The organism is Rhodovulum sp. DZ06 (genome assembly GCF_050586345.1).
GTDB lineage: Bacteria > Pseudomonadota > Alphaproteobacteria > Rhodobacterales > Rhodobacteraceae > JBOCEF01.
The window spans coordinates 27,693-49,401 of the sequence record NZ_JBOCEF010000028.1 but is presented as its reverse complement, the minus strand read 5'-3'; the positions used below and the strand labels follow the sequence as shown (position 1 = coordinate 49,401).

At 71.6% G+C, this 21,709-nt stretch carries 17 protein-coding genes; 7 read left to right on the top strand and 10 right to left on the bottom strand.

Annotation, left to right across the window (positions count from 1 at the left end; translation table 11 throughout):
* Positions 1–97: 97 nt before the first annotated feature.
* The 5 genes from ACQ5SO_RS13190 to ACQ5SO_RS13170 all read right to left on the bottom strand — a co-directional run bounded on the left by ACQ5SO_RS13190 (position 98) and on the right by ACQ5SO_RS13170 (position 4,915).
* The gene (locus tag ACQ5SO_RS13190; protein WP_430942077.1) at positions 98–748 is read right to left on the bottom strand and encodes an aspartate/glutamate racemase family protein; all 651 of its coding nucleotides are present in this window, start codon (positions 746–748) and stop codon (positions 98–100) included.
* 5 nt (positions 749–753) lie between these two features.
* Positions 754–1,620: an ABC transporter permease gene (locus ACQ5SO_RS13185; protein WP_430942076.1), complete on the bottom strand. Its 867-nt coding sequence runs from the start codon at positions 1,618–1,620 to the stop codon at positions 754–756.
* 4 nt (positions 1,621–1,624) lie between these two features.
* Entirely contained in the window at positions 1,625–2,479 is an 855-nt protein-coding gene (locus ACQ5SO_RS13180) for an ABC transporter permease (protein ID WP_430942075.1), read from the bottom strand.
* A gap of 146 nt (positions 2,480–2,625) precedes the next feature.
* Positions 2,626–3,891, bottom strand: a complete 1,266-nt coding sequence (locus tag ACQ5SO_RS13175; protein ID WP_430942074.1) for an ABC transporter substrate-binding protein — start codon at positions 3,889–3,891, stop codon at positions 2,626–2,628.
* Positions 3,892–3,934: 43 nt separating this feature from the next.
* Positions 3,935–4,915, bottom strand: a complete 981-nt coding sequence (locus tag ACQ5SO_RS13170) for an ABC transporter ATP-binding protein (RefSeq protein ID WP_430942073.1) — start codon at positions 4,913–4,915, stop codon at positions 3,935–3,937.
* Between the two features lie 253 nt (positions 4,916–5,168).
* Here ACQ5SO_RS13170 and ACQ5SO_RS13165 point away from each other — a divergent pair, with 253 nt between their 5' ends.
* Both ACQ5SO_RS13165 and ACQ5SO_RS13160 read left to right on the top strand, forming a co-directional pair.
* Positions 5,169–5,858 carry a GntR family transcriptional regulator gene (locus ACQ5SO_RS13165; RefSeq protein WP_430942072.1) on the top strand — a complete coding sequence of 230 codons (690 nt, stop codon included), beginning with the start codon at positions 5,169–5,171 and terminating at the stop codon, positions 5,856–5,858.
* Entirely contained in the window at positions 5,855–6,694 is an 840-nt protein-coding gene (locus ACQ5SO_RS13160; RefSeq protein WP_430942071.1) for a GNAT family N-acetyltransferase, read from the top strand. The genes ACQ5SO_RS13165 and ACQ5SO_RS13160 overlap by 4 nt, the downstream gene beginning before the upstream one ends.
* Before the next feature lie 64 nt (positions 6,695–6,758).
* On the opposite strand, the gene ACQ5SO_RS13155 is transcribed toward ACQ5SO_RS13160, so the two are convergent.
* Positions 6,759–11,945 (bottom strand): beta strand repeat-containing protein, encoded by a 5,187-nt coding sequence (locus ACQ5SO_RS13155; RefSeq protein WP_430942070.1) that lies wholly within the window; start codon positions 11,943–11,945, stop codon positions 6,759–6,761.
* A 273-nt stretch (positions 11,946–12,218) separates the two neighbouring features.
* On the opposite strand from ACQ5SO_RS13155, the gene ACQ5SO_RS13150 reads away from it, so the two are divergent.
* The 4 genes from ACQ5SO_RS13150 to ACQ5SO_RS13135 all read left to right on the top strand — a co-directional run bounded on the left by ACQ5SO_RS13150 (position 12,219) and on the right by ACQ5SO_RS13135 (position 16,440).
* Positions 12,219–13,082 (top strand): MHYT domain-containing protein, encoded by an 864-nt coding sequence (locus tag ACQ5SO_RS13150; protein WP_430942069.1) that lies wholly within the window; start codon positions 12,219–12,221, stop codon positions 13,080–13,082.
* Positions 13,083–13,415: 333 nt separating this feature from the next.
* Entirely contained in the window at positions 13,416–14,582 is a 1,167-nt protein-coding gene (locus tag ACQ5SO_RS13145; protein WP_430942068.1) for an acyl-CoA dehydrogenase family protein, read from the top strand.
* A 38-nt stretch (positions 14,583–14,620) separates the two neighbouring features.
* Complete coding sequence (locus ACQ5SO_RS13140) at positions 14,621–15,832, top strand: acetyl-CoA C-acetyltransferase (protein ID WP_430942067.1); 1,212 nt, start codon at positions 14,621–14,623, stop codon at positions 15,830–15,832.
* A gap of 134 nt (positions 15,833–15,966) precedes the next feature.
* Positions 15,967–16,440: a hypothetical protein gene (locus ACQ5SO_RS13135; RefSeq protein WP_430942066.1), complete on the top strand. Its 474-nt coding sequence runs from the start codon at positions 15,967–15,969 to the stop codon at positions 16,438–16,440.
* Positions 16,441–16,460: 20 nt separating this feature from the next.
* Here ACQ5SO_RS13135 and ACQ5SO_RS13130 read toward each other — a convergent pair whose 3' ends face one another.
* Positions 16,461–17,651, bottom strand: coding sequence for a hypothetical protein (locus tag ACQ5SO_RS13130; RefSeq protein WP_430942065.1), 1,191 nt, complete (start codon positions 17,649–17,651; stop codon positions 16,461–16,463).
* A 215-nt stretch (positions 17,652–17,866) separates the two neighbouring features.
* Here ACQ5SO_RS13130 and ACQ5SO_RS13125 point away from each other — a divergent pair, with 215 nt between their 5' ends.
* Positions 17,867–18,367 carry a hypothetical protein gene (locus tag ACQ5SO_RS13125; RefSeq protein WP_430942064.1) on the top strand — a complete coding sequence of 167 codons (501 nt, stop codon included), beginning with the start codon at positions 17,867–17,869 and terminating at the stop codon, positions 18,365–18,367.
* Positions 18,368–18,451: 84 nt separating this feature from the next.
* Here ACQ5SO_RS13125 and ACQ5SO_RS13120 read toward each other — a convergent pair whose 3' ends face one another.
* From ACQ5SO_RS13120 to ACQ5SO_RS13110, 3 genes are all read right to left on the bottom strand, one after another.
* The gene (locus ACQ5SO_RS13120; protein WP_430942063.1) at positions 18,452–19,543 is read right to left on the bottom strand and encodes a zinc-binding dehydrogenase; all 1,092 of its coding nucleotides are present in this window, start codon (positions 19,541–19,543) and stop codon (positions 18,452–18,454) included.
* 64 nt (positions 19,544–19,607) lie between these two features.
* Complete coding sequence (locus ACQ5SO_RS13115) at positions 19,608–20,054, bottom strand: PaaI family thioesterase (RefSeq protein WP_430942062.1); 447 nt, start codon at positions 20,052–20,054, stop codon at positions 19,608–19,610.
* A complete protein-coding gene (locus ACQ5SO_RS13110; protein WP_430942061.1) occupies positions 20,051–21,595 on the bottom strand; it encodes a long-chain-fatty-acid--CoA ligase in 1,545 nt (514 codons plus the stop codon). Before ACQ5SO_RS13110 ends, ACQ5SO_RS13115 begins: the two co-directional genes overlap by 4 nt.
* Positions 21,596–21,709: the final 114 nt, after the last annotated feature.

Genomic DNA, 21,709 nt, shown 5'->3' with positions numbered 1-21,709 from the left:
CCTCCCGGGTCGGTTTTCCCGGGGGATAACACATTAATTCACCGTTGAATATGTGAATGCGTCGGGGCGGGAGCGGGCAGGGGGCTCCCCCCGCGCCTCAGCTCCCGATCCGGGCCAGCGCCTGGGCGAAGCCCGCCGCGGCGCGCACCCCGTCGACGAGCCGCAGCGACAGCCCCGCCTGCAGCGCGGGCAGGTGCGCGGCCATCCCGGCGCAGCCGAGCACCACGGCCCGGTCGCCCGCCCGCTCCATCGCCGCCAGGTCGGCGCGCAGCGCGGCGATGGTCTCGGGCGCGCCCTCGTCCACCTCCAGCACCGGGATGCCCGAGGCGCGGACCTCGCGGCACACGGGGCCGAAGCCCTGGGCCTGGATGTTGCCCTCGATCACCGGGACCGAGACGGCGAGGGTGGTGAGCGCCGAGAATTCGCCCGCCAGCATTGCGGCGGCATGGAACGCGGCCTGGCCGATGCCGATGACCGGGCAATGGGCGGCGGCGCGGGCCTCGGCGAGGCCGGTGTCGTCGAAACAGCCGATCACGATGGCGTCGGCCCCGGCCTCCTTCGCCGCGGGCAGCAGGGCGAGCAGGCCCGGGACGGCGGCGTCGCCATCCTCCGGCCCCTGGATCGCGGGCGGCCCGGCCTGGTTGGTCCAGCCCAGGATCTCGGCGCCCGGCGCGGCGAGGCGCGCGGCGGCGACGATCCCGTCGGTCATGTGGGCCGAGGAGTTGGGGTTGATGAAGAGGATGCGCATCTGGCTCAGCCCTCGGCCCGGCCCGCGTTGGCGGCCTTCTCGGCCGCCCGCGCGATCGCCGCCCGCTTGGCCTTGCGGCGCGAGGCGACCATCACCGCGGCCAGCGCCGTGCCGATCACGATGAAGGAGAACAGCGTGGTCAGCGTGCCGAGCGCGTAGATCACCGGGGTGGTGACGTTGGTGGTCATCCCGAAGATCTCGAGCGGCAGGGTGTTGTAGCTGCCGGCGGTCAGCAGGGTGCGGGCGAACTCGTCATAGGAGAGGGTGAAGCCGAACAGGCCGACGCCGATCAGCGACGGGGCGATCATCGGCAGCGTGATGTACCAGAAGGTCTGCCACGCCGTCGCGCCCTGGTCGCGCGCCGCTTCCTCATAGGCTTTGTCGAAGCGGTTGAAGACGGCGAACATGATGAGAAGGCCGAAGGGCAGGGTCCAGGTCAGCTGGGAGCCGAAGCCGGACGTGGCCCAGTGCACCTTCAGCCCCGCCTGCTGGAAGATCAGCCCGACGCCGAGCGACACCAGGATCGACGGGATCACCAGCGAGGCGATGATCAGGTAGAACAGCGCCGTCGAGCCCGTGAAGCGCTGCCGGAAGGCCATGCCGCCCAGCACCGAGACGACCAGCGTGGTGACCATCACCATCAGCCCCAGCACCAGCGACCGCCCGAACGCGCCCCAGATGTCGCCCACGGCCTGCTCCTCGAACAGGTCCTTGAACCAGTAGAGGGACGCGCCGCGCATCGGGAAGGTCAGGCCGCCCTCCGGCCCCTGGAAGGACAGGATCGCGATGGTGATCGTCGGGCCGTAGAGGAACAGGATGAACAGCGCGAAGAAGGCCGAGAGGACATAGAAGGAGGCGGGACGCTTTTCCATTGGATTACAGCTCCTTCCGGATGTCGACGAAGCGCAGCATGATGGCGATGGTGATCAGCACCGTGCACAGCAGCACCACCGCCGTGGCCGCGGCCGACGGGTAGGCGAGAAGGGCGATGTCGTTGGAGATCAGCCGGCCCACATTGGCCCGCTGGGACCCGGACATGAAGCGCACGGTGATGAAGTCGCCCATCACCAGGGTCACCACGAAGATGGTGCCGATCATGATCCCCGGCTTGGTCAGCGGCACGATCACGTGGCGCAGGATCTGGAAGCCCGTCGCGCCGTTGTCGCGCGCCGCCTCGATCAGCGACCGGTCGATGCGCATCATGGTGTTGAAGATCGGGACCACCATGAACAGCGTATAGAGATGCACGAAGGCCAGGATCACCGCGAAGTCGGAATAAAGCAGCCATTCGACCGGCTGGTCCGTCAGCCCGAGGTCCATCAGCGCCTGGTTGGCGATGCCGTTGCGCCCGAGGAACGGGATCCAGGAGATCATGCGGATGATGTTCGAGGTCCAGAACGGGATCGTGCACAGCAGGAACAGCGCGATCTGCATCGTCAGGCTGCGCACGTGGAAGGCCAGGAAATACGCCACCGTGAAGCCGATGGTCAGCGTCGCCGCCCAGGCGATGGCCGCGTACTGGAACGTGGCCAGGAACACCCGGCCCGTGACCTCGGAGCCGAACAGGAACGCGTAATTCTCGAAGCTGAAGGCGGGGATGATCGACCACTCGGTCGCTTCCCAGAAGCTCACCGTCACGATGGCGGCGATGGGCAGGACCAGGAAGGCCAGCAGGATCACGGTCAGCGGCGCGGCTTGCAGCCAGCCGACCAGGTGGCGGTTCTTCAGCATCCTCGGCTCCGATGCGGGCGGGGGGGCGCGCGCGGCGGGGGCGCGCGAGAAAAAGGCGGCGGCGCCGGGGCAGGGAGGACGCCCCGGCGCAGCATCGGCCCGGCGGGGGAAGGGAGGATCCCCCGCCGAACCGGTTCAGACGCGCATCAGGAGGCGATGAACTCGTTCCACTTGCGGACCATGTAGCGGTTCTCGTCCATCACCGCGTTCCAGCAGGCGACCGCGCCCATGCGGTCCTGGAAGGACCCGCCGTCGCGGGTCTCGCCAGCCTTGGCCAGCACGTCGCCGAACGGGTTGGTGATGTCGCCGGTCGCGGGCTTGCCCTCGAACCAGTAGCCCCACTCGTTCTCGGACATGTAGTTCTTCGAGGTCTCCGGGACCGCCGAGTAATAGCCCTGGCGCATCAGGAAGCCGCCGACCCAGCCGTCGAGATACCAGTTGATGTACTCGTAAGCCGCGTCCAGCTTCATGCCGGTGAGCGAGTTCGACAGGCCGATGCCGCCGCCCCAGGAGCGGTAGCCTTCCTTCAGCGGCTGGTATACGCAGGGAATGCCGCGCGACTTGACCGCGGTGATCGCCGGGGACCACATCGACTGGATCATCACCTCGCCCGAGGCCATCAGGTTCACGGACTCGTCGAAGGTCTTCCAGAAGGCGCGGAACTGGCCGTTGCGCTTGGCCTCCGAGAAGATCGCGATGGTCTTGTCGATCTCCTCGCGGGTCATGTTACCCTTGTCGGCGTACTGGATCTCGCCCATCGCCTCGCAGACCATGGCCATGTCCATGATGCCGATCGAGGAGATGTCGAGGATCGACGCCTTGCCCTTGAACTCGGGGTTCAGCAGCTCGGCCCAGCTGTCGATCGGGCGGCCGATCAGGTCGGGGCGGATGCCCAGCGTGTCGGCGTTGTAGATGGTGGGGATGAGGGTCATCCACCCGGTCTCTTCATCGGCGAAGGTCCTGGAGCCCTTGCCCTCGACGAAGCCGACGGTGTGCGGCGCGGTGCCCTGGGCGATGGTGCTCTCGGGGGTCAGCTTGCCGTTGCGGAAGATGCCGACGATCTTGTCGTAGTTCTTGATCTTCGAGGTGTCCATCGCCTGCAGGTTGCCGGTCGGCCAGACCTTCTTGCAGATCCAGTACTCGATGTCGGCGATGTCGAAGCTGTCGGGCTGGGTGGCCGCGCGCTGGGTGACGCTGTCGGAATCCAGCGCCGTCATCTCGAGCGTGATGCCGAGGTCTTCCTTCACCTTCTTGGCGACCTCGTTGAGGTTGGAGACGCCGGTGCCGAACTGGCGCAGCACGATGTTCTTGCTCTCCTGCGCCCAGATCATCGGGGCGGGCAGGGCCGACGCGGCGGCGGCGGCGACGCCGGTCTTCAGCAGCGAGCGGCGGGTGTATCCGACTTTGGCCATGATGGGTCCTCTCTGTCGTGTGGGTCTGCTTCAGCGGCCCTGATCAGGCCTGGAGGCGGTGCAGCCGCCCCTCGTCCCAGGACAGGCGCACCGCCTCTCCCGGGGATTTCGGATCCGCGAAGAACGCGGCGTCGGGCACGAGGGCGAGCAGCTCCTCGCCCTCCATCCGCGCGGTCACGGCCACGCGGTCGCCCTGGTATTCGACGGATGTGACCACCGCGTCGCGCCCCCCGGCGCCCGCGGGGGCCAGAAGGGTGTGGTCGGCGCGCAGCGCGCAGGGGGTCCCGTCCACGGTCAGCACGTTGTGCCCGCCCATGAAGCGGGCCACGAACTCGGTCCGCGGGGCGCTGAACACGTCGCGCGCGGGGCCGGCCTGTTCGATCACCGCGTTGTTCATCACCACGATCTCGTCGGCCAGCGCCAGCGCCTCGTCCTGGCCGTGGGTGACGTGGATGAAGGTGATGCCCAGCTCGCGCTGGAGGCGCTTGAGCTCGGCGCGCACCCGGATGCGCAGGAACGGGTCGAGCGCCGAGAGCGGCTCGTCGAGCAGCAGCACCCGCGGGCGGGTCACGAGGGCCCGCGCCAGCGCCACGCGCTGCTGCTGGCCGCCCGAGAGCTGGTCGGGCATCCGGTCGGCGAGGTGGGACATGTCCACCAGCTCCAGCATCTCGTCCGCCGCCTTGTGCCGGACCTCCTTCGCCTCGCCCTTCATGCGCAGGCTGAAGGAGACGTTGTCGCGCACCGAAAGATGCGGGAACAGCGCGTAGGACTGGAACATCATCGCCGTGCCGCGCTTGGCGGGCGGCAGGCGCGAGATGTCCTTGCCGTCGAGCACGACCGAGCCGTCGCTGACGCTTTCATGCCCCGCGATCATCCGCAGGGTCGTGGACTTGCCGCAGCCCGAGGGGCCGAGCAGGCACACGTAGCTGCCGTTGGAGAACACGTGGTCGATGCCGGCCACCGCCACCGCGTCGCCATAGCGTTTGGTCAGTCCGACCAGTTCAAGGTCCTTGCCGGTGCGCATGCGCCTCTCGCCTTCCTGTCCGCGTCGTTGGATCCAAGCGTGGCGCAACCTTGGTCTCGGACGGAAAGGATTTTGCGCTGCAGCAGGGCGCAAAACGGCGAAAGCCCGCGGATTAAGCAGCTGCACAGGAGCGGCGCCCAATTGTTAATCCAAAATTGTATACAATCTTGTCCACATTGCCGCGCCCCTCCCGCATGGCTTGAGAATCACCGCCCCGCGGTCTCGAATGGCGGAACACAGAAGGATTCGGCCCATGAACGTGCAGAACGCGGGCGGACGCAGCGGCGGCGCGCGCATCGCCGAAGAGCTCGCCGCAGCGATCCATGAACACCGCCTCGCGCCGGGCATGAAGCTCAACGAGGACGAGGTGGGCCGGATCTACGGCGTCTCGCGCACCGTGGTGCGCGCGGCGCTGCAGGACCTGTCGCACCAGCACCTGGTGGAGCTCAAGCGCAACCGCGGCGCCTTCGTCGCCCAGCCCTCGGTCCGCGAGGCGCGCGAGGTGTTCGAGGCGCGCGCGCTTCTGGAACCGCGCACGGCGCGCTCGGCGGCGGAACGCGCCACCGAGGCCGACATCGCCATGCTCCAGGCCCATATCGACGAGGAGCACGCCGCCCTCGCCGCGGGGAAGGAGGGGCGGGCGCTGCAGCTGTCGGGCCAGTTCCATATCGAGCTGGCGCGGGTGGCCGACCAGGACATCATCGCCGATTTCGTGGCCCAGCTGGTGTCGCGCTCCTCGCTCATCATCGCGCTCTACTGGCAGCGGCGCACGGCGCTGTGCGAAAGCCACGCGCATCACGCGCTGCTGGACGCGCTGGCCGCGCATGACGGCGCGGCGGCTGAGGAGCTGATGAAGAGCCACCTGATCGACCTGCTCACCTCGCTCGACCTGCGCGCCCAGGCGGCCCGGCCCGCGTCCTTGTCCGAGGCGCTGCAGGCATGAGCGCGGGGGCGACGCTGCGGACCGCCGCGCCGGACGAGGTCGCTCGGATGCTCGACTGGGCGGCGGCCGAGGGCTGGAACCCGGGGCTGGAGGATGCCGCGGCCTTCCGCGCCGCGGACCCGGACGGGTTCTTCGTGGCCGAGGCGGGGGGCGAGATCGTCGCCGCGATCAGCGTGGTCAATCACGGGCCGGGCTTCGCGTTCCTCGGCCTCTACCTGTGCGTGCCGGAGCGGCGGGGGCAGGGGATCGGCTACGCGCTCTGGACCCACGCGCTGGCCCATGCGGAGGGGCGGACGGTCGGCCTCGACGGGGTCGAGGCGCAGCAGGGCAATTACGCGACATCGGGCTTCGTGCGCACCGGCGCCACCACGCGCTGGGAAGGGACGGCGCCGGCGGCGACGGACCCGCGGATCCGCGACATGGGGGCAGGGGACGCGCCCGCCCTCGCCGCGCTGGACGAGGCGGCGAACGGCGTGGCGCGGCCGCGCTTCCTCGCCGCCTGGCTGGCGCCGTCCGAGACCCGCCGCACGCTGGTCCTCGACGGCCCCCACGGCCCCGCGGGCTTCGCCACCGCCCGCCTGTGCCGCGAGGGGGCGAAGGTGGGCCCCGTGATCGCCCCGGACGCCGCCGCCGCCCTGGCGCTGACCGCCGCCGCGGCCCGCGCCGTCGGGGCCGCGCGCATCGCCGTGGACCTGCCCGCGCAGGCCGGGGAGTTCGCGGGCCTGCTGAAGGCCGCGGGCTTCGCGCCCGGCTTCACCACCGCCCGGATGTACAAGGGCCCGGCCCCGCGGACGGGACCGGGCCTTCACGCCATCGCCACGATGGAGCTGGGCTGAGGGGGCGCCCGGCCGGGGGAGGGCGCTGCGCCGCCCCCCGGCCCGGCGGCCCCCCGGCCCGGCCTCAGCCGATCGCGTAGCCCCAGCCCTCGCCTTCCTCGGCCAGCGCGAACCAGGACAGGTCCTGCTCGGGCGTCGCGGGGATCTCCTCGTCCGTGGTGGCCGAGACCTGCAGCCGGTGGGCGAACCCGGCCGCATCCACCGGCTGGATCGGCGTCACCGTGCGGTCGTACGCGTTCTCGCCCGAGCCGCGCTCGACGAACACCAGCGGCGCATCGTCGAACGCGCCCGAGAAGGCCTGCCGCTCCCACATCCCGTCCGAGCGGATCACGCCGGCCTCGGACTGCATCGCGCCGTCCTCGGTCCGCTCCACCCCGGTCTCGACCGCGAGCCAGCCCATCGTCTCGGCCCCGTGCGCGTCGCCCTCGATCTCGAGGCCGACGTAATTCGGCCAGGCGGGACGCGCCCAGGAGGCGAGGAAGGAGGGGTCGTTCTCGGTCTGGGTCTGCGCGAACACCGCCGGGCGGCCCTCGAACACGTCCGCCAGTTCGCCCTGGTAGTCCCAGTTCGCGATCCCGTCGCCCTCGGTCGCATCAAGCCCGGCCTGCATCACCATCCCGTCGACGAGCCAGGCCCCGGCCTCGACCGCGATCCAGGAGACCGCGTGCGGGGCGTGGTAGCCGTCGGAACTGTCCAGCTCCTGCAGGCGCACGTCGAAGCCATGCGCATCGACGTCCGAGACCCGGCCGATCACCAGATCGACCCCGAGGGGCGTCTCGACCTGCACGATCACCACCGGGTTCACGAAGGCCGATGCGAACTCGACATGGAAGCCGGTGTGGTCGACCACCGCGGTGCCGGCCTCGTAGACCTTCTGCATCGACCGGCCCTCGAGCGTGCCCGACCCGCTGAAGGCCAGCCAGTTGAGATGCTCGAAGGCATGGCTCTGCTCGTAGTTGACCGCCTTGTCCTCGACGAGGCGGACATCGAAGCCGTCGGCGCGGATCCCGCCCACGCGGGCGCCGATATGCTCCATGTCGAAGGCCGAGGTGGCCTGCGCCATCACGTTCTCGGGCGCGGCGGCGAAGGCGCTGTCGAAGCTCTGCGCGCGCACGATGCCGTCGGCGGCGAGCCAGGCCTGGCCGGCCTCGTAGTCCAGCCCGCTCCAGTCGCCGCTTCCCTGTTCGATGGCCAGCCAGCCGACATCCTCGGCGGCGTGGTAAAGGTCGCTCGACTCGTCTTCCTGCAGCGCGACGCCGAAGGAATTCCAGCCCACGTCGTTCAGCCGCGCGTTGACCACGGCGGGGCCGTTGAAGCTCTGGACCTGGGCGAAGACCGCCGGAAGGGCGCCGTCCGGCAGGTCGAAATGCACCGTCTCGAAGCCGCGCTCCGCCACCTGCGAGGTGTTGGCGACGCCCGCGTGCAGGATCGTGCCGTCCGCCAGCTGGTGAACCCCGGCCTCGAGCACCAGCAGCGTGACCTGCTCGGGGAAATGCGGCACCGGCTCGAGGCGCAGATAGGTGCGTTCCTCCTGCTGCAGGCGGATCTGGGCGCCGTCGGGGCCGACATCGCGCAGGCGGGTGACGGCGTAGACGTCCTGGCCGAGCCCGGGCGAGACGGCCAGCACCACCGCGTTTTCATAGGTGTTGGCGAAGTCGATGGTCTGCCAGTAGGCGGTCGCCGTGACGCGCATCACCTCGCCGATCACCGGGCGGGCCTCGGCGGTCAGCTCCACGCCCCCGGCGGTCTGGGCCAGGACCAGCTCGGCATTCGCAGCGGTGGCGACGTCGAAGAAGGTCTCGGGCGTTCCGTCCCCGTCCTCGTCATGCGCGAAGCCCGTGGCGGTGCGGGTGAACTGCGCGACCTCGGCGCCGGTGAAGCGGACCAGGTCGTCGGCGCCGAAGCCCTCGATCACCGCGTTGGCGAAATGGGCGGCGTCGCCATAGGCCACGCCCGCCTGCGCGCCGAAGCCGAGCGCATAGGCCACGCCCTCCATGCTGACGGAGAGCATCATGACGTCGTCGACCACGAAGCGCGGGGCCTCGTAAGCGCCGAAATCCGACAGCGGCGCGTCCTCGGAGAACGGGTCGAGGAAGTCCGTGGCGCGGAACCAGTCATTGGCCGAGAATTCGAGCGTGACGCCCCAGGGGTTGGCGGCGTCGGCGAAGGGGTGATCGCCCGGGGGGAACCAGCCCGGCGGCGGCAGGCCCGCATCCAGCGCGGGATTGGCGGCCGAGAGGTTCAGCGCGATGGTCTCCACCGGCCCGCGGTGCTGCGCCAGCCAGGCGCCGTCCCGCTGCACGAAGATGTCCGCGATGTCGAGGCCCGCATCCTCCAGCACCGTGACCACGGGCGCCGAGTGGCCCGGGGTCGTCTCCAGCACCGGGGCGATGGTCTTGGGGAAGGCGGCGAGGCTGTCGTCGAAGATCGCGCGCCCGAAGATGGCGCCGCCGCCGGTGACCACCACGTCGCCCGCGCCGGTGGTGAAGATGTCGTCGTCGAAGCTCGCGATGCCGTTGCCCGCGACGATGCTGTCGGCGACCACGATCCCGTCGGACCCGGCCGAGAGGTCGAGGTGGATGCCGTGCCCGTCCCAGGCGTCGTTGAACGCGACGGTCGAGGACAGCAGCGCCAGCCGCGCGTCCCCGACCGCGGCGATGCCGCCGCCATTCGACGACGCGGTGTTCCCGGCCACGGTGGTGGAGATCAGCGTGGCGTCCCCCGCCACCCACAGCCCGCCGCCATCGCCGCTCGTCGGCACGGCGCCGCCGGTCGCGATGGCCTCGTTCCCCTCGATGGTCGAGCCGACGGAGAGCAGGCTCCCCCCCGCCTCCACCGCGCCGCCCGCGCCGAGGCCGCCGGTATTGTCCCGCACGGTGGAGCGCAGCAGGGTCAGCGCGCCGCCATCCTCGACCAGGAAGCCGCCGCCCGCCGCCGGGCCGTCCAGCGGGCCGAACAGGCTCAGGCGCGCGTCGCCGCCGCGGACCACGCTGTCGCGCAGCAGCACGTCGCCGCCCGCCGCCACCGTCAGCCCGCCCTTGAGGTCGAGCTGGATCAGCTCGGCCGTCCCGGTCGCGAAGACGCGCCCGTCGATGGTCACGTCGCCGATCCCGTCGCCATTCGCGTCGCCGTCGATCACGACGGGCCCGCCGCCCGCCGCCGCGCCCAGCGTCAGCGGCTGGCCCCAGAAGCGCACCTCGCCGCCGTTCTCGAACGTCTCGCCCGCGCCGCCGGCGAAGGTGATCGTCCCGCTCAGCGCGCCCGACTGCACCGCCGCCACGGCTTCGCGCAGCGAGGTCTCGCCATCCGTCGCGTCCACGATGTCGTTCGCGATGGTCACCACCAGCGACGCGGCCTCGAGCGGCCCGACGCCGGTCGAGGCCGCGCCGATATCGCCCGAGAGCGGATCGCGCAACCCGCCGGCGATGTCGGTGGGCAGCGGCTCGGCCTCGTCGCCGTCGCCGTCGAGGTCGAACGCGTCCGCCGGGGTGAAGCCGAGATCGGCGCCGCCGACGGCCGGGTTGGCGCCGGAATTCACCAGCGGCATGGTCAGCCGCAGCGCGACAGGGTCCAGGAAAACCCCCGGCCCGCCATCCGGGTCCGCCGTCCCCCAGACCGCGCGCCAGTCGAGGCCCGCATCCGCCAGCACCGTCGCGCCGGGGGTCAGGGCGCCGCCGAAATCATCCGCCTCGCCCAGCAGGTTGGCCCCGAGCAGCGAGACGGGAGAGGTCCCCGCCCAGTCGCGGATGTCGTCGCCGAGCGCGCCCGCGACGTTCCCCGCGACGATGGAATTGGCGATGCCGACGGCGCCGCCGCCGGTCGCCAGGATGCCGCCGCCGTCGATCGCCGCGCTGTTGCCGCCGACCGAAACATGGGCGAGATCGGCCAGCTGCCCGTTCCCGAACCACAGACCGCCGCCCAGGTCCGCCGCGTTGCCCTGGGCGATCACGTTGGTCAGGGTGCTGGCGCTCGTCGCCGCGCTGTCGAACCAGGCGCCGCCGCCCTCGGCCGCGCTGTTGTCCCACAGGGCCACGTCCACCAGGTCGGCGCGGCCGAAGCCGGACACCGCGATCCCGCCGCCGGACCCGGCGGTGTTGTTCGCCAGCGTCAGGTCGCGCAGCAGCGTCTGGCCGGTCGCGTTGATCCCGCCGCCGAGATCCCCGGCCGTGTTCGATTCGAACCACATCCCCTCGACGCTCGACGTGCCGCCGGCGAGCACGCCGCCGCCGGAATAGGTCGCGCTGTTGCCGGAGATGAGCGGCTGGAAGTCCGGCGACCAGTGCGACGCGAACAGGTCCGAGTGGAACAGCGACAGGCCCCCGCCCCAATCCGCCGTGTTGCCGGTGAAGCCGCCGCTGAAGTCCGTCTCGATGCTCGACAGCACCGCGTAGACGCCGCCGCCGGTCTCGGCGCTGTTGGCGTTGATGCTGGACTGGTCGAGCAGGAGCAGCGTCGACTGGATCAGCTCGGCGCCGCCGCCATAGAGGTCCGAGCTGTTGCCGTGGAGACGCGAGCCGTCGTGCATCAGGATGTCGGCGTCGTTGGCATAGAGGCCGCCGCCGTCGCTGAAGGCATGGTTGTTCCTGATCCGGGTCCCGTCGAGGTCAAGCGTGCCGCCGACAAGGTATAAGCCGCCGCCCGCATTCGCCTCGTTCCAGGTCAGCAACGCGTCGAAGAGGGTCGAATCCGCGCCCACGAGCGCCAGCGCGCCGCCCGCCTGGGCGGTGTTGCCGTCCAGCGCCCCGCCCGAGACCTCCAGCGTGCCGCCGTCCATGCGCACCGCGCCGCCCTCGGACCCGGCGTCGTTGTCGGAGGCGTAAACGTCCACGAGCGTCACCGCGCTGGCGCTGGCGTTGATCGCGCCGCCCCACTGGCTCGCCTCGTTGGCGCTGAGGGTGACGTTCTGCAGCGTCAGCTCGGCATTGAACGCGTTGATCGCGCCGCCGCTCGTCTCCGACCCGCCGGTCAGGCGGGCGTCGTGGATGTCGACCGTCGCGCCGTTGATGGTGAAGAACCGGTTCGCGCCGCCGCCGGTCAGGGTGACGGCCCCGGCGGCGTTGGCGCCGTAGATCTCGAGATCCTCGGTGATGCCGATCTGGCCGGAGACCGCCAGGTTCGAGACGCCGGAGTCGAAGAAGATGCGCGACGCGGTCCCGTCGGCCTCGGCCTGGGCGACGGCTTCGCGCAGCGACAGCAGGCCGTCGGCGGCGTTCACGATGTCGGCTTCGGTGGTGACGAAATAATCGGTCATGAATTTCAGCCTCTTTCCCGGGGGGCGTCGGGACGGGCGACGCCGCGCATCAATTCGCGGGTTAACAATTAGTGAATCGGTGCGGCGCTGTCATTTGGCAAATTCGGCGGGCGGGCGTGGTAGGCAAGTTTTTAACGCTTGATTGCGAAACAGGGACGGACGCGCCGCGGTTCGCCGGGGCGACGTCCCTGTTCGCCCTGTGTCGCCGCGGCGGCGGCCTGCGTCCGCCCCGGCCCGTTCCCCGCGCGGAGCGCCCTCGATCAAGTGACTGCGATGCTGTCCCACGAACATGACCTGCTGCTGGTCGCCGCCTCGCTCGCCATCTCGTTGATGGCGGGGTTCACCGGGCTGTCGCTGACCCGGGGGGCGGCCGAACTGTCCTATGAACGGCGCAGGCCGGTGCTGGCGATGGCCGCCGTGGTCATGGGGGGCGGCATCTGGTCGATGCACTTCGTGGCCATGCTGGGCGTGAAGCTCGAGGTGCAGCAGCACTACGACGCGCTCACCACCGCGGCCTCGGCGCTGCTGGCCATCGCGCTGACCTGGGTGGCGCTGCATACCGTGCATTTCGGGGCCCGCACGGCGCGCCGCCTCGTCGCCGGGGGGCTGTGGCTCGCGCTCGGGGTGGCGGCGATGCACTACCTGGGCATGGCGGGGATGCAGGTCGCGCGCCCGGTCTACACGCCCGCCGGGCTCGGCGTGGCGGCGGCCTCGGCCGCGGCGCTGTGCACCGGCGCGATCTGGCTGTGCTATGGCGGGCGCGGGCGGGTTCCGATGCCGCTCGGCGCCGTCGGCTTCGGGCTCGCGGTCTGCGCGGTCCATTTCATCGCCATGGCGGGCACGATGTTCGAACGCGGCCCGGACGCCGCCGGGGCGGGCATGCATCTCGACAACGAGGTGCTGGCCTTCGGGGTCACCCTGTTCGCCTTCGTCATCTCCGGCGCCTTCCTGGTGGTCGGGGTGAACGTCTCCGGCTCCGGGCAGCGTCGCCGGTCCCCGGGCGCGGCCGCGCTCGCCGCCGCGCCGGGGGTGGAGCTGTGGCTCGGCGACGGGGCCGAGGTGCAGGAAGCGCAGGAGGAGGCGCCTGCCGAGCCCGCGCCGCAGGCCCGCGCGCGGGCCCGGACGCAGGGCCGCTGAGGCCCAGGGCGCAGGGCCGCCGGGGCGAAGGGCCGCCGGGGCGAAGGGCCGTCGGGGCGCAGGGTCGCCGGGGCGAAGGGCCGCCGGGGCGAAGGGCCGCCGGGGCGAAGGGCCGCCGGGGCGAAGGGCCGTCGGGGCGCAGGGTCGCTGTGGTGCCGGGCCGCGCCCGTCCTCGCCCGGATCCCGCGCCTGACCGCCGCGGGCGAAATCATTCTGCACAGCGGTATTTGATATTGCGATTTTGAAACGTCGATGCGACAACACCCCCAAACCCATGGGGGGAGAGACTCGCCTGTCCGCCCCCCGCGCAGACCTTGAGGAGGAGGGGACGAGATGGCGATGGACGACGACAGCTTCCAGCAGGTGCTCGACACGGTTTCGCGCTTCGCGCGCGAGCGGCTGATCCCGGCCGAGGCGGAGGTCGAGGCGCTCGACGACATCCCCGCCGGCATCGTGCAGGAGATGCGCGACCTCGGCCTGTTCGGCCTGTCGATCCCCGAGGCCTACGGCGGCCTCGAGCTCAACGTGCTGCAGGAGAGCCAGGTGGTCGAGGCGCTGTGCTACGCCTCCATGTCCTTCCGCTCGATGATCGGCACCAATGTCGGCATCGGCGCCCAGGGCATCGTGATGGAGGGCACCGAGGCGCAGAAGCAGCAGTACCTGCCGGGCCTCGCCTCGGGCGAGCTGATCGCCTCCTTCGCGCTGACCGAGCCCGACAACGGCTCGGACGCCAGCCATATCCGCACCTCGGCGCGGCGCGATGGCGACGACTTCGTCATCAACGGCACCAAGCGCTACATCACCAACGCGGTGCGCGCGAACGTGTTCACCCTCTTCGCCCGCACCAACCCGGACGAGAAGGGCGCCTCGGGCGTCTCGGCGTTCCTGCTGCCCGCGGACACCCCCGGCATCCACATCGCGACGCCGGACAAGAAGATGGGCCAGAAGGGCACCAAGACCTCGGACGTGATCCTCGAGGACGTGCGCATCCCGGCCGAGTTCATCGTCGGCGGCCCGCAGAACGAGGGCCGCGGCTTCCGCACCGCGATGAAGGTGCTCGACCGCGGCCGCGTCCACGTCTCCTCCATGGCCGTCGGCACCGCCCAGCGGATGCTGGACGAGGCGCTGCACTACGCCATGGACCGCAAGCAGTTCGGCGTGCCGATCTGCGAGCACCAGCTGGTCCAGGCCCTGCTGGCCGACAGCCAGGCCGAGCTCGCCGCCGGCCGCGCCCTTGTGCGCGACGCCGCGCGCACCTACGACGCCAAGGGCGCCGCGGCGCTGGAAGCGTCCTGCGCCAAGTATTTCTGCACCGAGATGGCCGGCCGCGTCGCCGACCGCGCGGTGCAGGTGCATGGCGGCGCCGGCTACATGGCCGAATACGCGATCGAGCGGCTCTACCGCGATGCGCGCCTGCTGCGGATCTATGAAGGCACCAGCCAGATCCAGCAGATCATCATCGCCCGCAACATCGTGAAGGCCGCCGCCGCGGGGGCGTGAGCCCCCCGCGCGCGCGCCTGAAAGGGAGGAAAAGAGAGATGTTTGAAGACGTCGTGATCTGCGAGCCGGTCCGCACCCCGGTCGGCCGTTATGGCGGCCAGTTCCGGGACCTGCACGCCCATGAGCTGGGAACCGCCGTCGTGAAGGGGCTGATGGAGCGCACCGGCCTGCCGGGCGAGCGCGTCGACGACGTGATCTTCGCCCAGTGCTACCCGTCGATGGACGCGCCCGCGCTGGGCCGCGTCGTCGCGCTCGACGCCGGGCTGCCCATTTCCGTGGGCGGCTACCAGATCGACCGGCGCTGCGGCTCGGGCCTGCAGGCGGTGATCAACGCGGTGATGCAGGTCGCCTCCGGCGGCTCCTCGCTGGTGATCGCGGGCGGGGCCGAGTCCATGTCCAACGCGCCCTTCTTCACCACCAAGGGCCGCTGGGGGATCAAGGGTGCGGCGATGGTGTTCGACGACGCGCTGGCCAAGGGCCGCGTGACGGCGGGCGGCATGAATTACCCGGTGCCGGGCGGCATGCTCGAGACGGCCGAGAACCTGCGCCGCAGCCATTCCGTGCCGCGCGAGGAGCAGGACGCCTTCGCCGTGGAATCCCACCGCCGCGCCGTCGCCGCGCAGGAGGGCGGGCTGTTCGACGCCGAGATCATCCCGGTCACCGTCTCCTCCCGCAAGGGCGACACGACCTACACGAAGGATGAGCACCCGCGCCCCGAGGCGACGCTCGAGAGCATGGCCAAGCTGCGCCCGATCCGCCTCAAGCAGGACCCGGACGCGACGGTGACCGCGGGCAACGCCTCGGGCCAGAACGACGGCGCCTCGGCCTGCATCGTCACCACCCGCGCCATTGCGGAAGAACTTGGGCTGAAGGCTTACGGCACGCTGAAGAGCTGGGCCGTGGCGGGCGTCGGCCCCGAGGTGATGGGCATCGGCCCGGTGCCCTCGGTCAACAAGGCGCTGGACATCGCGGGGCTGTCGCTCAAGGACATCGACCTGATCGAGCTGAACGAGGCCTTCGCGGCGCAGGTCCTGGCCTGCACCCGCGACTGGGGTTTCGAGGCGGCGGATTTCGAGCGGATGAACGTCAACGGCTCGGGCATCTCGCTCGGCCACCCGGTCGGCGCCACCGGCGGGCGGATCCTCGCCGGCCTGATGCGCGAGATGGAGCGCCGCTCGGCCCGCTACGGCGTCGAGACGATGTGCATCGGCGGCGGACAGGGCCTCGCGGCGGTGTTCGAACGCGCCTGACCTTCGGGGCAGGGGATCTGGAAGGGGCCGCCCGGTTGGGCGGCCCTTTTCGCGTTCCGGGGGCGTGGACGGCGCGGCGCGTCCGGTGCAAGCTGCCCCCCGGGGGATGCACCTGCCCGAGGAGGCCGCCGCACATGTCCGACACCGCTCCTGCAAGCCCGGTCCTCGGCTGGATCGGCTTTTTCGCCGGCGCAGGCGCGCTGGTCCTTGCCATCGTCACGCTCGCGGCCGGGCCCTTCGCGCCGCAGCAGCCCGCGGGCGTGGGGCTGGGCGAGCTCGCCGCCGACATCGCCAAATCCGCCGCCCGCGCCGTCGCCGGGCGCCCGCAGCCCGAACCCGTCGCCCCCGTGCGCGACATCGACGACTGGCTGCGCGTCGCCGTCGGGGCGCTGTCGGGGCTGGCGGTGATCCTCGGGGCCGCCGCCCTCCTGCGCGGCGAGGCGATGCGCGCCGCCGCCCCTGCCATCGCGCTGGGGCTGCTGGCCGCCGGGTTCCAGCTCTTCACCTGGACGGTGATGATGGTGGTCGGGGCGCTGGTGCTGATGGCGCTGATCTACGCGCTGCGCGACGCGTTCGGGGACATTTTCGGCGGGCTGTTCGGGGGCTGAGCGGCCCCCCCCGCGCGCCGTCACTCCACCGGCGCGCCGAAACCCGCGATGGCGAGGCCGAGCGCCGCCAGCCCCCCGTACCACGCCGCCCGCCCGCGAAGGCCCTCGCCCCGCGCCCGGATCGCCGCGATCCCGGCCTGCAGCGCGTAATACCCCGCGAAGGCGCGCGAGGCGTAGCTGATGATCTGGTACACGTCCGCCGTCCAGGTCAGCAGCAGCCCCGCGCCGACCAGCACGCCGTAGGCTTGCCGCTGGCTCAGCCGCCCGCCCGTCAGCTCGGCCATCAACCCGCCCGAGCCGCTGGTGTCGGCGATGGCGGCGCTGAACTGCGCGCTCAGCGCCGCCAGCACCAGCAGCGGCGGCAGGATCGGGGCCACCACCTGCATCATGTCGATGATCGCCGTCTCGCTCAGCGCCTCCGGGTCGGTGTCGAAGGCATAGGTCAGCAGCACGATATAGGTGATGTAAATGGCGGCCGAGATCAGCTGCGCCAGCTTCATCGCCCGGATCCGCGTCGGCGCGTCATAGGCGGCCCCGAGGTATCGCACCGTCTCGAACCCCTGGACGGTGACGATCAGCCCGGCCATGAGCGTCGCGGCGCCCCAGCCCGTGACCTGCGCCGGGCGCGCCATCAGCGCCCCCTCCCGCGCCGCATCGCCGAAATACAGCGCCAGCCCCGCCACCAGCCCCGCGATGATGGCGAGCTTCAGGCCCACCGACACCTGCTCCAACCGCTCGAGCGCCGAGAACCCGCGCAGCCAGCCCGTCAGCAGGATCACCACGAACACCGCCGTGGTCAGCAGGTCGGCGTGGAACCCGTCGTTCAGCGGCGTGAGGCTGACGCCGAAGGCCCCGAAGAGATTGAGGTAATAGGCCACCGACACCACGAAGGCGAAGGCGAGGGCGGCCGAGGACGCGGCCTCGAGCCGCCGCGCCAGGGGCGGGTCCTCGGCCCCGCGGTCGAGGGCGGCGATGTTGAACCGCACCGCGCCGCCGAAGGCCCAGGCCAGCGCACACAGCCCCGCCATCGCCAGCGGCGCGAAGGCCCCGTAGCTGACGTCGAGGATCGGGCCGAGCACCAGGAACCCGCTGCCGATGATCGAGGCGAGCGGCGTGATCGTGGCCCGCCACAGCGTCGCCGTGGCCAGCCGCGGCCAGAGCAGCAGCCCGCCGGTCAGGACCATGGCGGCGAGGATCATCGCGTTGAGCATGGCGCGACATAGCCCCGGCGGGGGCGGGGCGGCAAGGGGCGATGGCGGGGCCCGCCTCGCCGCTCGCCGCGCCCCCTGCCGCAGCCCCCGCCGCCTCCCGCCGCGCGCCTCCCGGCGCCGTGTTCCGGGCGCCATTTTCCCGGCGCCTTGGGCAGGCAGCGTGCCCCCCGGTTCCGCGCCCGATGCGGCGCGCCACGACAACAAGGATGCCAGGTTTGAAACACGCCCTTTTCGCCGCCGCCCTCGGCGCGCTCGCCGCTTTCCCCCTCGCGGCCCACGCCCAGTCCGATCTCGACCGGCTCGAGACCGCGTCCGAGGCGATGGGCGACGCCGCGATCCGCATGATGGCGCGCGAGGTGGCCGCCAATGGCGGCGACCCGGCGCCGCTCCTCGCCGCCGCGCCGGACATGTCCTGGGACGCGCCGATGCGCGCCGCCGGGGCCTGCATGATCGAGGCCCACGAGGCCGAGATCGGCGCCGCGGGGGTCGAGGAGATGCTGGGCAAGATGGAGGGTTTCGTCGCCCGCATCGCCGCGCTCGACGCCGCGGGCGCGACGATCTCCGAGGTCGGGGAGCCCGACGTCTCGCCCACGGGCATGAGCATGGAGCGCTCGCAGCAGATCGCGATGGAATGCGGGATGGTCGAGCAGCAGATGAAGCGGATGCAGGCCTCGGGCTTCGCCGCCGCGATGATGCGCGCCGCCCAGGGGGGCTGAAGACGCCTGCCGCCCCTCGTCGGAATGCACAAGGGCCGCCCCCGGGATCCCCGGGGGCGGCCCGTCCTGCGCCGGGGCGCGGGATCAGTCGTGCTTGAGCACGATCACGTTGCGCCGCGCGTTGCCCGCCATGGTGTCGGCGAAGGCCTCGTTGATCTCCTCGAGGCTCCAGCGCCGGGTGATCAGCTCGTCCAGCTTCAGGCGGCCCTGGGCGTAGAGGTCCACCATCCACGGGATGTCGCGCTTGACGATCACGTCGCCCATGCTCGAGCCCACCAGCCCCTGGCCCGCGGCGGCCATCAGCAGCGGCGAGTACGTGGCGTTGGAGCCGAAATGCGGCATCCCCACCATCACCACCTTGCCGCCATTGGCGAGGTAGCGGGGCGCCATGTCATAGACCTTCGCCACGCCCACCGTCACCAGCACCACGTCCGCGCCGCGGCCGCCGAGGATCTTCTTCACCTCGACCCAGGGCTTGCCGTCGGCGAGGATCGCGTCGGTGGCGCCGAACTCCTTCGCGCCCTCCAGCTTCGCCGCGTTGGCGTCGACGGCGATGATCCGCCGCGCGCCCGCGATCCGCGCGCCCTGGATGGCGTTGAGGCCGACGCCCCCGGCGCCGATCACCACCACGTCCTGCCCGGCGCGGATCTGCGCCGTGTTCACCGCCGCGCCCACGCCGGTGATGACCCCGCAGGCCACCAGCGCCGCGGCGTCCTTCGGCATGTCGGACGGGATCTTCGCGATCTGGGTCTGGTCCACCACCACCTTCTCGGCGAAGGCGCCGGTGAAGACGCCCTGCCAGATCGGCTCGCCCTCGGGGGACGCGATGGGCCCCGCGGCCGGATCGCCCGGATCCTCGCAACTGCTCGGGCGCCCGTTCCCGCAGCTGGGGCAGGCGCCGCAGGCGCGGATCACCGTGACCACCGCCGCGTCGCCGACCGCGAAGCCCTTCACGCCCTCGCCCACCGCGGTGACGGCGCCCGCCGCCTCGTGGCCATAGACCGCGGGGAGCGAGCCGCCGAAGCCGCCCTGCCACAGCGAGATGTCGGAATGGCAGATTGCGACGGCGTCGACGCGGATCTCCACCTCGCCGAAGGAGGGGGCGCGCAGCTCCACCTCCTCGATGGTCATGGGCTGTCCGTGTTCGCGGCAGATCGCGGCTTTGATGCGGGCCATGGGTCGGGTCCTTTCGGGCGGTATGCGGCGCGCGCCGCCCGGCCCTTCGCGCGGAAGGGCGGGGTCAGGCGGCGCGGGGCCGCGAGCGTTTGAAGGCGCCTTGCGCGGTGGCGACGAGGCGCCCCTCGGAATCCTCGATCCGCGCGTCGACATGGAAGATGGAGCGGCCGCCGCCCACCACCTGGCCGAAGCCGAGCAGGGGGCCGCGCCGGGCGGGGGCGACGAAGCCGGTGGTCAGCGACAGGGTCACGCAGGCGCGCGGGGCGCCGAGGTCCGGGGTGTAGACGCCCGACATGCCGCTGGTGAAGTCGAGAAAGCTGCACAGCACGCCGCCATGCACGATCCCGGCGGTGTTCAGGTGCCGCTCCTGCACCATGAAGCGGGTGCGCGCATGGCCGTCCTCGCCCCAGGAGATCAGCTCGAACCCCATCTCGGCGTTGAAGCCCGAGAGGGTGTGGCGGGCGGGGATGGCGGGGGCCGACAGGGCGTCGGCGAGGGGCGCGCCGGTCATGCGCCGCCCCCGTAGCGCGCCCGCAGCGCCTGCTTGTCGACCTTGTTGACCTTGGTCAGCGGCAGCGGCTCGGCGGTGAAACTCACGAGGCTGGGCGCCTTGTAATGCGCCAGCCGCTCGCGGCAGAAGGCGATCAGCGCGGCGGGGTCCTCCTCCGCGCCCTCGACCAGCTGCACCACGGCGTGGACCCGCTCGCCCCATTTCGGATCGGGGCTGCCGATCACCGCCGCGGCGCGCACGTCGGGATGGTGGGCCAGCACGGTCTCCACCTCGATCGGGTAGACGTTCTCGCCGCCGGTGATGATCATGTCCTTGATCCGGCCCGACAGGAACACGTAGCCGTCCGCGTCCACGTAGCCCGCGTCGCCGGTGTAGTACCAGCCGTCGACCAGCGCGGCGGCCGTCGCCTCGGGGCGCTCCCAGTAGCCGAGCATGATGTTGGCGCCGCGCACGGCGAGCTCGCCGACCTCGCCCACGGGCAGATCGCGCCGGTCCTCGTCCACGATCTTCAGGTCCACGAAGGGCGCGGTGCGGCCGATGGAGCGCAGCAGCGGGCTGTCGGGGTCCTCGTGATCCTCGGGGTTGAGGAAGGTGACGATGGGCGAGGCCTCGGTCATCCCGAAGGCCTGGGCGAAGCGCACGCCGGGGAAGGCCTCCATGGCGCGGGAGAGCAGGTCCGGCGGCATCGGCGCCGCGCCATAGGTGATCAGGCGCAGCGACGACAGGTCGTGGCGGTCGAACTCGGGGTGGTCGAGCATCATCGCCAGCATGGTCGGCACGAACTGGGCGATGGCGACGCGGTGGGTCTCGATGCGGCCGAGCAGGTCGCCGATGTCGAATCTCGGGGCCAGCGCCAGGTGCGTGCCCATCATCGCCGCGCCGTAGACCCGGGCCCCGGCGGCGGAATGGAACATCGGGCCGGTGATGGAATAGGCCTCGTTCGGGCGCATGTCCCAGTTGGCGAGGATGCCCATCTGGTTGGCGAAGATGTTGGTGTGGGACAGCATCACCCCCTTGGGGGCGCCGGTGGTCCCGCCGGTGTAGAACATCACCAGCATGTCCTCGCCGCCCCCGGCCATGTCGCCGGTCAGCGTGCCCGGGTCGGCGGCGGTGAGGGCGTCCTCGTAGGCCTCCATCCCCTCCCGCGCGGGGCCTTCGACCAGCACCGCGTGGATCGAGGGGCAGTGCGGCAGCACCGCCGCCAGCGTGTCGGCATGGGCGGCGTCCACGACGATGGCGCAGGGGCGGTGGTCGTTCAGCGTCTCGATCATCTCGGCGGCCGAGAGGCGGAAGTTCAGCGGGGCCGCGGCGGCGCCGAGCAGGGGGGCGGCGAACAGCGTCTCCATCCCCATGCGCCCGTTGAAGCCGAGCCAGGCGATCCGGTCGCCGCGCTTCGCCCCGCGCGCCAGCAGCGCGGCGGCGAGGCGGCGCGCGCGGGCGTCGAGCGCGGACCAGCTCTGGGTTCCCGCCGCGCAGCTGATCGCGGGCGCGTCGGGCCAGGTCCTTGCGGCCCGGGCCAGCAGGTCGGTGATGCGGAACATGGTTCTCCCCCCTCGGGCATGCGCGGCGGACGCTTGGGCGTCTCTTTCACGCGGCTGGCGCAGCCCCCGCGGCACGGGCGCGATGATAGGCGCGCGCCGCCGGGGGTGCAATTG